The organism is Enterococcus sp. JM9B, assembly GCF_009933265.1.
GTDB lineage: Bacteria > Bacillota > Bacilli > Lactobacillales > Enterococcaceae > Enterococcus_C > Enterococcus_C songbeiensis.
In genome coordinates, this window is the sequence record NZ_MAEK01000029.1 from 86,986 (window position 1) to 102,407 (window position 15,422).

A 15,422-nucleotide genomic window follows, 5' to 3' on the forward strand; every position below is an offset into this window, starting at 1 on the left:
ATGAATACATTTCAGACAAAACCAGTGATTACTATTGATCACGCAAAAAAACAATTTGGCAACGTCAGTGTCTTAAAAGATATTTCCATGACCATCCAAAAAGGGGAGATTTACACCCTATTAGGAGAAAATGGTGCTGGAAAAACGACACTGATCAAAATGATGACGACACTTTTACAGCCGGATAGCGGCGAGATCACCATTGCCGGACTATCCGTCACCAAACAGCCCAATGAAGTCCGGGAACTAATTAGTTTAAATTCACAAGAAGCGACAGTAGATATGTTTTTTAGCGGCTACGAGAATCTGCGGTTGATTGCCCAGTTACGTGGAGTAAAAAATGAAAAAGCGGAGATTCGACAATTAGCGAAACGACTTGGTTTGGAAGAATTTATTGATCGACGTGTGGCAGATTATTCTGGTGGGATGCGTCGTCGGTTGGATATCGCCATGTCCCTAGTCGGTGATCCGGAAATTCTTTTTCTAGATGAACCGACCACTGGTGTCGATCCTAAAAATCGTTTAGAAATTTGGCGCATCATTCGGGAAATCAGTGACGCCGGCAAAACCATTTTTCTAACGACACAATATTTGGATGAAGCCGATCGTCTGTCAGATCACATTTCTTTTCTGCATAAAGGAGAAATCGTGTTGACCGGCACACCGGCAGAATTAAAGAAAAATACCAATAAAAAAGTTGAAATTACAGTAGAAGCGGCGCAACAAAGCCAAGCAGTATCCTTGTTGACTCAAGCCGGGATTTCTTTTGAAGCTCAAGCCACGGGTGTGACGATTGAAGAAAGCGATCAGTTACAAGTATTGGCACTGTTTGTGGAGCATCAGATAACGATTACTGCTTTGAAAGCCGAAGAAGTCAGTCTGGAAACAATATTCTTAACGATTACAAAGGAGAAAAAATGAAAACTTTAATTCAATTATCTGCTTTAACGAAGCGGATTTTAAAACAAAACCTAACGAATACCGATACTTTGATCACCGTTTTTGGGACACCGATTTTTATGTTGCTGTTTTTTGTCTATGTATTTGGAGGCAGCATCAGTTTAAATGGAACAGAAACCAATACGGTGGATTACTTGAACTACGCCTTGCCAGGATTTATGTTGATTACCATGACCATGGGTTCAGCGTATACTTCTCTGCGGATCAACATGGATAAAACCAGCGGCTTCTTAGATCGCTTGCACACTTTGCCAATCAAACGCTGGATTGTTCTTGGCTCTCATATCGTTGCCTCTGTGATTTTCATGTTGTTGTCTGAACTGACAACCTTTGTTGTGGGAATGATCATGGGCTTTCGTCCAGAATTTTCGGCGGGAAATCTGCTGTTGTTCTTGCTGATTTCCATCTTGTTTGCCTTTGCCATGACAATGATTTCCATTCCCTTTTCGATTTCAGCTAAAAGCTGGGAAAGTGCCGGTAGTTTTTCTTACCTGTTGATTATGCTCCTATTTGTCAGCTCAGCATTTGTACCAACGAGTGGGATGGCAAAACCGATTGCGATTTTTGCCGATCATCAACCAATGACACCGATTGTTGAAACAACTCGCGGCTTGCTGATGGAAAATATCGCCCTGAAAAACGGCGATCTGTTAAGCGCCTTTATCTGGCTGATTGCGTTAGTCGTGGTCTTTGGTATCCTATCTTATCGAAAATACCAAAAAGTCTTTTAAACGAACAAAAAAACAGCGATCCTGCAAATGGGGACCGCTGTTTTGCTTTACTGCAAGTAACTGGCTGTTTTTGTAGTGCTTGTCAAAAATTCTTGAATCGTTCCACTGAATAGTAAATGCCCGCCTTCTTTACCACCAACTGGCCCTAATTCAACCAGATAATCGGCTTGTCGGATCACATCTAAATTGTGTTCAATGAAAATAAATGTATTGCCTTCATCGATTAATTGTTGGATCAGAGTCATAAAATGGTAAACATCGATTTTATGCATTCCGGTTGTTGGTTCATCCATTAGAAATAAATTGTTGTTCTGTTTTTCTTTTGCAATGGTTGCCGCCAGCCGCAGCCGCTGCATCTCACCGCCGGAAAGGGTATCGGTGGATTGTCCAAGTGTCACATAATCAAGATTGGTTTTTGCCAAAAGCTGTAAAGGTTTCGTGTCCAATCCTTGTTTTGCCAGAAAATCCTCGGCCGCAGCCACATCCATCATCAAGACGTCAAAAATTGAACAGTCACCGATTTTTACCGCCAGAATATCTTCCTGATAGCGAGTACCGTGACATTCAGGACAAGTGACTTCAACATTTTGGAAGAAGAGTTGATTGTTTTCAATCGTACCTAAGCCTTGGCAATTTTGGCAGCGACCGTTGCCAGAGTTAAAAGAAAAATCTCCAGCTTTGAAGAGTTTCCCCTTTTTTTGTGCTTCTTTGGCAAAGAGACCGCGAATTTTATCAAAAAGATCCAAATAGGTCGCAATAATCGAACGGCGGTTACGGGTGGGGCGTTTTTGGCTGATGGTGACCAACTGACGAAACGGCGTGTCCCATTGGGTTGTCGCGGTATTTTTTAAGTTGGCTTCAGCGATTTCGCCAAAAACCAAACTGGATTTTCCAGCACCGGAAACACCAGTGACCACGCTCAAACTATTTGTAGGTAACGTTAACGAAAGATTCTTCAAATTATTGCTCGTTGCATTTGTGACCGTCAAGGCGGCCGTGGCAACTGGGCGTTGTCGGCTGTTTTGCTGGTAGCGATTTTGTTGGGCTTTATAGGTCAGCGAATCGGGATTGTTCATCAAGTCTTGGTAAGTACCGGTGAATAGAATCTCTCCGCCTTTTTCGCCGGATTTTGGTCCAATTTCAATGATCCAATCAGCTTGATGGATTACGGCATCATCATGTTCGATGACTACCACCGTGTTGCGGCGGTCACGAATTTTTTTGATCATTTCGATTACACCTTGAGTATCTGCCGTGTGCAGACCAATCGTCGGTTCATCCAATAAATAAATCAATTCTGTCATGGGAGAAGCTAAAACCGCTGCCAGTTTGATTCGTTGTGCTTCTCCACCGGACAAGGTTGTATAGGGACGATCTAAGGACAAATAGGCTAAGCCAACTTGTTGAATGCGCTGGATTTTGGTCAGCATATCCCCAGTGTAATTTTGTACCATTTGCTGTTGTCCTTCAGACATGGCAGCATCAAGTTTATGCAGCCAGTCCATCAATTGAATCAAATCCCAAGTTTCGATGACTGGTAAAGATTGACCCAAAACAGTGGCAGCTCGACTTTCAGGATTCAATTTTCCCCCCTGACAGGCAGGACAAAGCGTTTCTCCGATATAAGGAGCCAATGTGGCAGGTACGCCTTTATTTTCTGAGATTTTTTGCCAGATTTTAGTTTCGACTCCTTCAAAACGACCCTCTTGGACTTTTTTTGGCAAAGCTTTATTTTCCAGCAACTCTTTATTGGTGATTCCTTCTTTTAGCAAGGTCCATTGTTCAGCAGAGAAATCCTTTAAAGGTAGTTTTTTCGGCACCGGTAGTTTTAAAAATGCCAGTAATTTGTAATAGATATCGGCTTGGTAGGCATTGTATCCCGTAGGCCACATGGTAACGGCACCCTCTTCCAAGGATTTCTTTGGATCGTATAGGACGTCTTCTTTAATTGCCAGCGTTTTTCCCAAGCCGTGACAGGTGAGGCAGGCACCAGCTTTTGTGTTGAAGGAAAAGTGGGAACGGGTCAGCTTATCCATTCGATGACCGCAGTTGGGACAATCCATAAAGACTTTAAACTGCCCATCTTTTTTTTCAGTCGTTTCCTTTGCTTCACTGGCAGTGATCAACTGGTGGCAAGCAGGGCATTCACGGGTGTGGAGCTTTTCAAAAATCATTCGCAGGTCGGTAAAAAGATCAGTTTGGGTACCTAGAGTAGAGCGGGGATTTTCGTTACGATCTTCTTGATCAATCAAAATTGCCGGTGACAAATGGTGGATGGCATCGACCTTGGGTTTTTGGATTCCTTGAAAATTCATGGCTTCCAAGTATTGTCGTTGAGCCTCCATGTAGAGGGTGTCTTTGACTAGTGTGGTTTTCCCTGAACCGGAGAGACCGGTAACCACTACGAATTTATTTCTAGGAATATCGACATCAATGTGTTTAAGATTTTTTTCATACGCATTACGAATTTCAATCTTCATTTTCTTCACCTCATTTCTAGTGTACTAGATTGAAGCAATATTCTAGTTTTTTTCTGCTAAATACTATGAAAAAGGGAATATTTTCGCTAAAATCAGACAAAGGTCTTAAAACTATTACTTGAAGGTTGTGAAACGAGTGGACTACACTATGAAGCAGATGACAACACTGATTAAGGTCAGTGATACGACTTTAAAGCGTTATGAAAACTTTGACTTGCTGCCGGAAGTCAAAAAAACGGTAGGGGGGCAACGAAGATACCAAGAAATCCATCGGCAGGCGTTTTTGACGATTCGCAAATTGTTGCAAGGATTTGAAATCACAACGGCCTATGCGTTAATGCGTCTTGCAAAAGCAGGGGCATTTTCCGAAAGCTATTGGCTGATTGCCCATGCCCAAAAGCAGTTGGTGGCCGATGAAGAAGCTCTGCAACGAAATCGGACATTTATTCTTTCTCTCCCGCAAGAACAGTTGCCTCAGCAACGTTTACGTATTGGCGAATTGGCAAAACTGGCTCAGGTGGAGACGTCAGCGATTCGCTACTGGGAGGAACGGGGGCTGATTACCAGCCAACGGGGAGAAAACGGGTATCGGTATTACGAAGAAAAAGAAATCAAAAAAACATTGATTGTCACTTCCTTGCGAAAGACAATCTATGCCATTGAAGAAATCAAAAAATTACTGGCAAATAAAGAACCGGAAACGATTCAGAAATTGAAGCATCACTTTCTGGAAACCAAAGTCAAGATCGATGAGAAACTGGCAAAGCAACTGGAAGGAATCGCCGCTTTTATGGTGTATTGCGAAATGTTGAAGAAAGCGCCGCAAGCAGAGTGAGTGATTGAATGTCAGCGAAGCGGTTGGCAAACTCTCTGGACTTCGATACAATGAAAGAAAAACAAAGATGGGAAAAAAGCCATGATCAAACTATTATTGGTAGACGACAGTGAGCTAATTACCGGCGGCTTGAAAATTTTATTGGGAATTGAAGCAGATTTTGAGATCGTTGCCTGTGTGGATCGCGGCGAAAAAGCGGTGGCGGTGTGTCAGCAACAACCCATCGATATCGTGCTGATGGATGTGCGGATGCCTGGGATGAGCGGGGTAGAAGCGACAAAAAAAATTACTGAAACGACCGCTGCAAAAGTCATTATTTTAACAACCTTTGATGAAGATGAGTACATTGTGGAAGGAATCAAAAACGGAGCTTCCGGTTATTTGCTGAAAAATACCGAACCGGAGCAGTTGACTCAAGCGATTCGCACCGTGATGAAGGGACAGAGTATTTTGTCCCAAGATGTCTTGGCAAAAGCCAAGCAACAATTTCATCCCGAACAAAAAAGTGCCGATTTATCTGAATTGACTCCTCGAGAAATTGAGATTACACGGTTGGTGGCTGCGGGATTAAGCAACAAGCAAATCGCCAATCAACTTTTTTTGACAGAAGGAACGATTAATAACAGCTTGTCTACGATCCTCCACAAATTAGAGTTGGAACATCGAACACAGGTGGCGATTTATTATTTGACCGGCAAAGCAGGGAATGCAGATGAAAACCTTTAAACTTTTTATCAGTGTCTTAACGGTACTGGGTATCGTAGGGATTTTGTTTTTGCAGGTGACCGGTTCTTTGACAGCAGTCATTATTTTATTATTGCTATGGTTGAGTTTTTTATTACTGAGCATCAGTTTTCCCACGTATCAGTGGGTCTTTTTAGGATGCCAATTGGGGATTGCGCTTGTGGCACCTTTTGTCCAGACATGGTTGTTTTACCTGTTGCCGGGCACTGTAGCCAATTTTCTGGTTTTAGGGAAATATCAACCTTTCTCAGCGATGATCGGCAGTATTCTGTTAGTCAGTTATGGCATTTATCTGCCGGATCGCTACATGCAGTTAGGTGGACTGCTATGGACGGTTTTTGTGTTCTTTGTTTATCTGACGGTAGAAAAACTGACCCAAGAAAAACGCGGATTAAGCGATTCTTCCGATATGCTGCGAATCGAACGCAATCGGCTGTCGACTCTTTTTGAACAAAGTGTAATGAACAGCGAAGCTCGGGAAAAAGAAGCGGTTTTGTCTGAACGGCAGCGTCTGGTTCATGAAATCCATGATGAGCTGGGGCATAAATTGTCTGGGGGATTGATCCAAATGGAAGCCGCCAAAGCAGTTTATCATTCCAATCCTCAACAAGCAGAAGAACTGTTGGCGCAAGCTATCGCTACGACTCGAGAGGGAATCAACGATATTCGTAAAACCCTTCATTCCGAAGCGCCGCCAGTTGAAACACTGAATATTAATCGTATTAAAATGGAATTACAGACCTTTATGCAACGCTATCAGATAAAAACTTCTTTTCAATATTTTGGAAAAGTCGATCAGTTGAGCAATTTTCAATGGCAGGTCTTGTTGGGAAATTTAAAGGAAACATTGACCAACACTTTAAAATATGCAGAAGCCTCCGAGGTTTCGGTGAAATTGCATGTGTTTAAAGGTTTTTTGCGGTTTGAAGTCAGCAACAACGGCAAACAGGCAGTGACATATAAAAAAGGCCTGGGAATTTTGGGGATGGAGGAACGAACCGCCATGCTTTCCGGACAACTACTCATCGACAGTTCCCATAATTTTACCGTGACGACAATTTTACCAATCCAACAACATGAGAAATCTCATGTCTAACTGATGAGAAACTACACTAGTGTGGTTTCTCTTTTTTTTGTATGCTTGATATAGATAAGATTTGGAGGGAGAAAACATGGAACGTATCGTAGAAATTAATCAGCTGACGAAAAAATTTGGCTCACAGGTAGCAGTGGATGAAGTGAGTTTTTCTGTAGATAAGGGAACGATTTTGGGATTATTGGGACCAAACGGCGCTGGAAAATCAACTACCATCAATATGATTACTGGATTATTGAAAAAAACAGCAGGTGAAATCAAACTTTTTGGCAAAGAAGCTTCCGAAAAAAATCGAGACTTACGTAAAAAAATCGGGGTAGTACCACAAGAACTGGCGATCTATCATGATTTGAGCGCAGAAGAAAATGTCCGCTATTTTGGCGGGTTGTATGGATTACGGGGACAAAAATTAAAAGATGCTACTGAAAAAGCGTTAAAAGCAGTCGGTTTATGGGAACGGAAGAAAGATAAATCAGCCACGTTTTCCGGCGGGATGCAACGGCGCTTGAATATTGCTATGGCAATCGTTCACGAACCGGAATTTGTCATTATGGATGAACCAACCGTAGGAATCGATACCCAATCACGAAATTATATTCTTGAAACTATTGAAAAAATGCGAGCAGAGGGCAAAACCTTGATTTATACCAGCCACTATATGGAAGAAGTAGAGCGCTTGGCGGATACAATCGTCGTGATCGATCACGGCAAGGTTATCGCTACCGGAACTGAAGCCGAATTAGTCAATCTCGTGACAGACCAAAAAAATATCACGATTACAGTGGCAAATCCCCAAGCAGTGAATTTGGCAGAAATCGAAGAACAGTCCGGTGTGATCCAAACAAGCTTACAGGAACAACAACTGGTGGTCACCGTGTCAGTAGAAAGCAATGCATTGAACCGCTTGTTGATGCAGTTGATTAAACAAGGGGTCGAAGTCGACAGTGTCGATCAGCAACGAATCGATTTAGAAACGGTCTTCTTGAATCTGACCGGACGCAATTTAAGGGATAAGTAGGTGAGAAAATGAATTTACCAATTATTATTCGGACATTTATCCAGCAAATACGGGACAAAGCCACCTATATTTATTTCTTGGTGTTTCCGTTAACGCTGATGCTGATTTTAGGTTCGGTCTTGCAGGGAGCTTTTGATGGCGGCGATATCGAAGATAAAATCGATGAGATTCAGGTCCGTTATGTTGTGGATGATGCAGCGATGGGAACGCAATTTGAAGCTGTTTTGCAGGAAATCGATTCGGACAAACTTATTTTTGAAGAAAGTCCGAATGAAGAAAGTGCTGTTGCAGCGATGAAGAAAAAGCAGGCAAATGCCTACTTTCTCATTAAAAAAGATATTACCGTTCAAATCGAAAGTCTGTCAGACGTACAATTTACTCTCTTAAAAAGTTATTTGGCGGAGATGTTTCAGGTGATGCGCCTGATGGAAGGAGCGCAACAATTTGGTGTAGCACCGCAAGAGCTCTTCAACTTACCACCTGAGTTGGACAAAGCCATTGTGGTCGATCAAAGTCAAATGAAGAAACCGGCAACCTCCTACCAATATTATTCCGTTGCGATGATTGCATTGTTTATTTTGTATATGTCGCAAAACGGGTTGGAGATGTTTGATAAAGGTCGCAGACAAAAAACATTGCAGCGGGAATTAATCAGTCCGGTCAGTCGACAAAAATTGATCAACTCTACTTTTATTGGACATGCTTTGTTGGGCGTGTGTGTGGTTTTCGCATTGATGGTGATCACGCAAGTTCTTTTCGGTGTTCCGTGGCATTTGCAGTGGTTCTTCTCCTTTGCCAATTTGTCTTCCTTAATGCTGTTGTTTCTAGTTTTGGGCGCCTTTTTAGAAACGGTTGGAAAAGGTGTGGGCATGGCATTGGTTCAAGTTATCATTCAAGTGGCAGCCTTTCTCGGGGGCGGATACTTCCCAGTTGGTGAAGAAATGATGCGTTTTTCACCGATGGGTTGGGTCATGGGACCGATTCGTGAAGCCTTATGGACCGAAAATGCGTTGCAGTGGCAAGGTGTCCTTTATTGTTTGATTAGTACATTGGTTTTATATATTGGCATGTCGGTTGTATTAAATCGCAGGGAGGAATTCTAAATGAAGGATATACTATGGATTATTCGGGAACGGTTTATTCTTTGGCGGAACCATCCTATGCAGGTGCTGTTTCTTTTGGGGGTTCCTATCATGAGTATTGCGTTATATTTCTTTATCTACAGCAATACAGGTATCGCCAACTCTTTGACGGTAGGGGTCGTTGATCAGGATCAATCCAAGTACAGTCAGCAATTTGTTGCAACGCTTGGGAAACGGTTATCCGTGAAGGAATTAAAGGATGAGGAAGCCGGTGACAAGTCATTGGCTGCCCAATCTGTGACCGCCAATCTTGTGATTCCCGCAGATTTTTCAGAAAAAATTGGTGAGGGAGAATTGGCAACGTTGAAGTTTCGTACCCTTCAGGAAGGGCAGGCCATTGATTCCATCAAAAATATTGCCCTTACTACCTACAATGAAGTATTAGCCATTGCAAAATTTGCGGCTAACAGTAGTGAAAAAGAAGCCTTTGAATTTGTAAAAGGAGATACGACAATCAAATTTGAACAATTTGAAAAGGATGCGACAAGCAAAGCAATGAGTATCCAGATTCTTGGATTTATGCTCATGATGCTGCTTTATCAATCCGGGGTTTTTGGGGCAAATGCCATTCAAAATGAACGGCGAAATAAAATTTACCATCGCTTCATGACAACACCAGTTTCTAAAGGGGCGTATTTCACGGGCACGGCGATTTTCGCTTTCCTAGCGATGATTTTTGAAGTGGTTTTTACGGTTTTATTGATGACGGTGGCATTTCGTATCGATATCGGGTTACCTGCGATACAGTTGATTGGGGTTCTCGCAGTCTTTGGACTGGTTGCTGTCGCCTGGTCGATTGCAATCGGCGTGAATTCCCCCAGCAGTAATTTTGCTTCCGGTGTCCAAAGTATTCTATTTACCGTTACAAGTATTTTATCCGGGGCATTGATTCCCAGCGAGGTAATGCCGGAGTTTATGGAAAAAGTCGCCCGTATCACACCGCAATATTGGGTGTTAGATGCCATCAAACAACTGCAAAATAACGCTGATTTTTCTCAAATCATTGTTAATCTGCTGGTCCTAGCTGCCTTTGTCCTGCTCTTTTTCAGCATCTCTACGTATGGGTTTATGAAGAGAAAAAATTTAGAGGTGTTTGATTAATAATAAGCCGTGAAATTGTAAAATTTTGCGGCTTATTTTTTCCTAACTTGACTTCTCATGCAAAACAATTTATTGTTTAAAATGTAAACAGTAAACAGAGGAGTTGGAGATGTGGCAAGTATTCGTGATATTGCTAAGATGGCTGGTGTATCAGCTGCCAGTGTCTCAAGAATATTAAACAATGATCAAACCTTCAGTATCAATGAAAATACCCGTCAAAGAGTGATAGAAATTGCCAACCAAGTAAATTACTCAAAAGAAAAAAATTTACGGGGAAGTCGCAATGTAGGAGATGATCTTTCTATTGCTTTGATTACTCGTCACAGTGAAGAAAGTGAATCTGATGATCCGTACTTTCAGCATATTCGCAAAGGAATTGAAAAAGAAGCCGCAAAATGGCGCTTAAAGGTCGTTCGTGTGTTTCGAATGAGAGATAAGCTAAAGGATTGGCAACAATTGAAAAAATATAAAGCGGTGATTTTGATTGGCGAAATGGACACGGATGCACTTGAAGAAGTAAAGAAGTATAACGATCAGATCATTTTAGTCGACAATTACCAAAACCATTCACAATTTGATTGTATTCAAACGGATTTTGCATGGAAAACCCATGAAATTTTGGATACATTATTTGAAAATGGACATCGGAATATAGCTTTTATCGGCGGCGTTGGTAGTAAGGTGGATCGTATAGGGGATGTCAGCTTTTATCAAGAGGAAGTACGGGCAGAACAGTATCGGCAATGGATGAAATTAAAAGACTTAGAACAATACAGTCATAGTTTTCAAAAAAATTGGACACCGGAATGCGGCTTACAGCTCACCGAAGAGATGTTGCAATTAAACCCAAGACCGACGGCGGTTGTTGTGGCAAGCGATCCAATGGCAGTGGGTGTCTATCGCGCAATCAACGATCATGGCTTACGTATTCCTGAAGATATCTCTGTTATCAGTTTTGATGATATTGAGATGGCGCGTTATATGAGTCCAGCGTTGTCGACAGTTCGTATGAATGCACAAGAGATGGGACGTATTGCAGTCAATATGGCGAAAGAACGGATTCTAGGTACACGAACCATGCCAATCACGGTTATCTGTTCCAGCCAACTGATAGCAAGAGAATCAGTTGGTAGAATTAGCAAGGATTGAAAGAAAGTTTACAAAGATTACTAAATCTTTTGTAAACTTTTTTAATTTGTCTCTTGTGTAAACATTAACTAAACAAATATAATGGAATCGTAAACGTTTGCAATACAAAAAAGGAGAATCACACGATGAAATTTATTGACAAATTATCAGAAAAAATGGTTCCGGTTGCACAGATTATCGCAAACAATAAATATTTGCTAAGTTTGCGGGACGGTTTTATGATGGCGTTTCCAGCTACAATGTTTGCTTCGATCATGATCATTATCCAGAATTTACCAACGACATTTGGCTTTGCAAAATATTTGCCGGATGCAGTGAATACCTTCCTAAATGATTTCTTTGGTCCAATAGGTAATGCAACAATGAGTATTTCTGCCGTTTTTATTGTTTATGGGATTGGGTATCAATTGGCAGGACATTATAAGCAATCACAAATTTTTGCGGGTGCTATTTCACTGTCTTCATTCATTTTACTGTTGCCATTTGGTCAAGATGAAAGCATGGGTACATTTATTCCAGTTGCTAAGCTAGGGGCGGAAGGAATGTTTGTTGGTATTCTAACTGCGATTATTGCTACAGAAATTTATTGTAAAATCAGTGCTGCTGGATTAACTATCAAAATGCCGGATTCTGTACCGCCAATGATTTCCGAGTCTTTTGTTGCAATCATTCCCGGTGCTGCACCGTTATTTCTTTTTAACGTCGTTCGTTACTTGTTTACTTTTACAACATGGGGAAATGCAGTTGATTTTGTTTATGAACTTTTACAAAAACCATTGATGGGATTAGGCGGCACGTTACCAGCTGTTCTAATAGCAGTCTTCTTTACGCAATTTTTCTGGTGGTTTGGGATTCATGGGACATTAGTTGTGAATGCAGTCATCGATCCAATCATGAGTGCGCTAGCAATTGAAAATTATGAAGCCTACAAAAACGGGGCAGAACAATTGCCTCATATCATCAATACAACTTTCATGGGTGTATTTGTCAATCAAGGATTACAATTAGGTATTTCAGTTACTATGGCATTTTTCATCGCCCGTTCGATTCGTATGAAAAAACTGATGAAGACAATTATTGCACCAGCTGTTTTCAATGTTTCTGAACCAATGACATTTGGTTTGCCAATCGTATTAAATCCAATTGCCTTTATTCCGTGGATTGTCAGTCCATTAGTAAGTACAGCAATTTCTTACTTTGCAATTGCCATTGGGTTAGTTCCAAGACCAATCGGCGCAACAGTTGTTTGGACGACACCCGTCTTTTTATCTGGCTGGTTAGGTACCGGTTCGATTGCGGGAGCGATTTTACAATTAGTAACAGTAGTTGTAATGACTTTGATCTGGATACCTTTCTTGCTGGTAATGGATCGTGAATATTTGAAAGAGGAAAAAGCTCAAGCACTTGAAAATCAAGCAGAAACAAATTAGATAGTGAGGAATTGAAGATGAGAATTGATACCTTGAGTTTTAAATTCAAAACGAAAGTAACTGCGGCAGAAATGTATCAAGTCCTGTTGGCTGAACAACAAAAATTTTTTCAAAGTAAAGATCCTTCAGTTTCCCAACTGGAGAAAGGATCAGAAATTCAGCATGATATTTTTACAAAAACCGAAAAATTACCTGTTCCAGCAGCGATGCGAATCACTGAGCTAGTACCTGATAAATGTCTTCAACTGGAAACTAGTTATGACAAAGGAACTATTTTGCAGACATATGAATTTTCTCAGGGGAAAGAAAAAGCGGAGGTGCGCTATTCAGAACGCAATGAATTCAACCAACCGAGGTATCAATTCAGTTTTCTTTTTATAAGTATTTTTTACAAAGTCATTTATAATCATGGAATAAAAAAAAGAATGCAATACATTGAACAGCTCTGTCAAGAAAATCACTGACCTTGACCGTTGTTTGATAAGAAACAAAAGGACGAGGTAAAGAGAATGATTACAGTAACAGACAATCGATATTTTCACTTAAAAAATGACAAGATAAGCTACTTGTTTTATGTCATGCCAAATCATCAAATCGGACATCTGTATTTTGGAAAATCCCTCGGTGAACTTTCCGAGACAGACCTTTTCTATCTTTCACAAAAAAAGAACAAGTCAGCCGGAACGGTCAAATTTTCAGAAGAAAATGGACAATTTACTTTAGCCGATCACTTGCAAGAATACCCAGTGTACGGCAGTAGTGATTTTAGGGAAGGCGCAATTGAGATTACCGAAAATACTACGCCGTTGTATGTGGATTTTCGCTATTGTGACTATCAGATAACGGATGAGAAAAAACGAGTATTAGCAAAACCCGCCACCTTTGCTGACAAAGGAAAAGCTGAAACGATCCAATTACGATTGATTGACGAAGAACGACGCCTAGTATTGATGCTTAATTATACGATTTTTGAGAATAGTGGTGTGATTGTTAAAAATCAGGTCATTAAGAATTTGGGAAATGTAGACAGAACAGTTCAACGAATGATGAGCGGTGTTTTAGAATTGCCGACAGACAATTATGAATTCTTGCACCTCGCAGGCGCATGGCTGAAAGAACGACATTTGACCCGACATTCATTGGCACAAGGGACCGTTGCGATTTCTTCTTTGAAGGGGGCTTCCGGGCATCAGCACAATCCTTTTATCGCCTTGCAAGAAAAAAATAGTTCCATCAATCAAGGTGCTGTTTATGGTGCACATCTTATTTACTCCGGGAACTTCCTAGGTCAAGCAGAGGTGGATGAATGGGGAAATACCCGTTTGTTGTTAGGCATTCAACCAAATTATTTTTCTTGGAAATTGGTGCCTGGAGGAGAATTCGAAACACCGGAAGCGATGCTTTCATATTCGAATAATGGGCTAAACGGCTTGGCGCAAGAATCAGCAGCATTTATTGAACAACACGTGATTGATCCGCAGTGGTTAGAAAAACCGCGTCCGATTGTTTTCAATAATTGGGAGGCAACGTATTTTGATTTTACCCATGATAAACTGGTTTCTCTAGCCAAAGCAGGAAAAAAACTTGGGATGGAATGTTTTGTAGTAGATGACGGTTGGTTTGGTAAGCGAGATGATGATCGTAGTTCTCTCGGAGATTGGGTAGTAGATAAACGAAAATTTCCAAAAGGAATCGCGGCTTTTGCTGCTGAAATTCATGAGTTAGATCTACAATTGGGTATTTGGTTTGAACCAGAGATGATTTCTCCCGACAGCCAATTGTATCAAAATCATCCAGAGTGGGTCGTAAGACATCCATTTGAGAGAATTTCGATTGGTCGTGGACAATATGTGTTGGATTTTGCCAATCCGGAAGTTGTCGAAGCGATTTATAAACAAATGAAGGAGATTATTCAGGCTACGAAATTAGACTATATAAAATGGGATATGAATCGCAATATTACAGAAGCCTATTCGATGTATCTTGAACAAAACAAGGTTGATCAAACAGAATTTTTCCATCGCTATATTTTGGGCGTCTATGCATTATACACCAAAATTCTAACTGATTTTCCCGCTATCTTGATTGAAGGATGCGCAGGTGGTGGTGGTAGGTATGATCTGGGGATTCTTTTTTATAGTCCGCAAATTTGGCCAAGCGATGATAGCGATGCAGTCGAACGTTTAGCCATTCAAACGGGAACACTGCTGGCTTATCCATTGTCCTCTTTTAGTAATCATGTTTCTGCTAGTCCGAACCATCAAGTTTTGCGAAATACCTCATTAAAAATGCGTCAAGACGTCGCAATGTTTGGTCCTTTAGGGTATGAACTTGATATCACAAAACTTTCACAAGAAGAAGGACAGGAGATTCGTACCCGGATCGCGTTTTATCGGGAACATCGTGAATTGCTGACTTTTGGCACTTTCTATCAACTAAATACGGGAGATAAAAATGAAGTAGCTTGGGCTGTTTACGATCATAAAAAAGGAAAAGCTATTGTAGGATTTTACCGTATATTGGCAAAACCAAATGCAACAGCAGATGCCTTTTTACCACTACCTTTCTTGAATCCTCACAAAAAGTATCAAGTAAACGGAAAGGTACTTAGCGGTCAAGTATTAAGGGAGATCGGTATTCGAGAACCGTATCAATTTAACGGAGCAAATCATGAACAAGCACAAGTCAAGGGAGACTTTCAATCCTATATTTATCAAATTGAATTAGTAAAGTAGC

General features: G+C 41.0%; 13 protein-coding genes. 12 read left to right on the top strand and 1 reads right to left on the bottom strand.

Annotated features, from left to right (window positions below; all coding sequences use genetic code 11):
* The gene (locus BAU16_RS08860) at window positions 1-921 is read left to right on the top strand and encodes an ABC transporter ATP-binding protein (protein ID WP_048603395.1); all 921 of its coding nucleotides are present in this window, start codon (window positions 1-3) and stop codon (window positions 919-921) included.
* Complete coding sequence (locus BAU16_RS08865; protein ID WP_048603232.1) at window positions 918-1,691, top strand: ABC transporter permease; 774 nt, start codon at window positions 918-920, stop codon at window positions 1,689-1,691. Before BAU16_RS08860 ends, BAU16_RS08865 begins: the two co-directional genes overlap by 4 nt.
* A 47-nt stretch (window positions 1,692-1,738) precedes the next feature.
* Here the strand turns inward: BAU16_RS08865 and BAU16_RS08870 are convergent, their stop codons facing one another.
* Window positions 1,739-4,171, bottom strand: coding sequence for an ATP-binding cassette domain-containing protein (locus BAU16_RS08870; protein WP_161526972.1), 2,433 nt, complete (start codon window positions 4,169-4,171; stop codon window positions 1,739-1,741).
* 148 nt (window positions 4,172-4,319) lie between these two features.
* Between BAU16_RS08870 and BAU16_RS08875 the strand changes: the two genes are divergently transcribed.
* The 10 genes from BAU16_RS08875 to BAU16_RS08920 all read left to right on the top strand — a co-directional run bounded on the left by BAU16_RS08875 (window position 4,320) and on the right by BAU16_RS08920 (window position 15,421).
* Window positions 4,320-5,006, top strand: a complete 687-nt coding sequence (locus tag BAU16_RS08875; RefSeq protein ID WP_161526973.1) for a MerR family transcriptional regulator — start codon at window positions 4,320-4,322, stop codon at window positions 5,004-5,006.
* Between the two features lie 81 nt (window positions 5,007-5,087).
* A complete protein-coding gene (locus BAU16_RS08880; protein ID WP_048603235.1) occupies window positions 5,088-5,732 on the top strand; it encodes a response regulator in 645 nt (214 codons plus the stop codon).
* Window positions 5,719-6,846 (top strand): sensor histidine kinase, encoded by a 1,128-nt coding sequence (locus BAU16_RS08885; protein WP_161526974.1) that lies wholly within the window; start codon window positions 5,719-5,721, stop codon window positions 6,844-6,846. Before BAU16_RS08880 ends, BAU16_RS08885 begins: the two co-directional genes overlap by 14 nt.
* Window positions 6,847-6,922: 76 nt before the next feature.
* Window positions 6,923-7,864, top strand: a complete 942-nt coding sequence (locus tag BAU16_RS08890; protein WP_161526975.1) for an ABC transporter ATP-binding protein — start codon at window positions 6,923-6,925, stop codon at window positions 7,862-7,864.
* A gap of 8 nt (window positions 7,865-7,872) precedes the next feature.
* Entirely contained in the window at window positions 7,873-8,967 is a 1,095-nt protein-coding gene (locus BAU16_RS08895) for an ABC transporter permease (RefSeq protein ID WP_048603238.1), read from the top strand.
* On the top strand, window positions 8,968-10,107 hold the full coding sequence (locus tag BAU16_RS08900) for an ABC transporter permease (protein ID WP_137604933.1): 1,140 nt from the start codon (window positions 8,968-8,970) through the stop codon (window positions 10,105-10,107).
* A gap of 111 nt (window positions 10,108-10,218) precedes the next feature.
* Window positions 10,219-11,256, top strand: coding sequence for a LacI family DNA-binding transcriptional regulator (locus BAU16_RS08905; RefSeq protein WP_048603240.1), 1,038 nt, complete (start codon window positions 10,219-10,221; stop codon window positions 11,254-11,256).
* A gap of 125 nt (window positions 11,257-11,381) precedes the next feature.
* Window positions 11,382-12,686 carry a PTS sugar transporter subunit IIC gene (locus BAU16_RS08910; RefSeq protein ID WP_048603257.1) on the top strand — a complete coding sequence of 435 codons (1,305 nt, stop codon included), beginning with the start codon at window positions 11,382-11,384 and terminating at the stop codon, window positions 12,684-12,686.
* A 17-nt stretch (window positions 12,687-12,703) separates the two neighbouring features.
* Window positions 12,704-13,150 carry a DUF3284 domain-containing protein gene (locus BAU16_RS08915; protein WP_048603258.1) on the top strand — a complete coding sequence of 149 codons (447 nt, stop codon included), beginning with the start codon at window positions 12,704-12,706 and terminating at the stop codon, window positions 13,148-13,150.
* 45 nt (window positions 13,151-13,195) lie between these two features.
* On the top strand, window positions 13,196-15,421 hold the full coding sequence (locus BAU16_RS08920) for an alpha-galactosidase (RefSeq protein WP_048603259.1): 2,226 nt from the start codon (window positions 13,196-13,198) through the stop codon (window positions 15,419-15,421).
* The last annotated feature ends 1 nt before the right edge of the window (window position 15,422 follow it).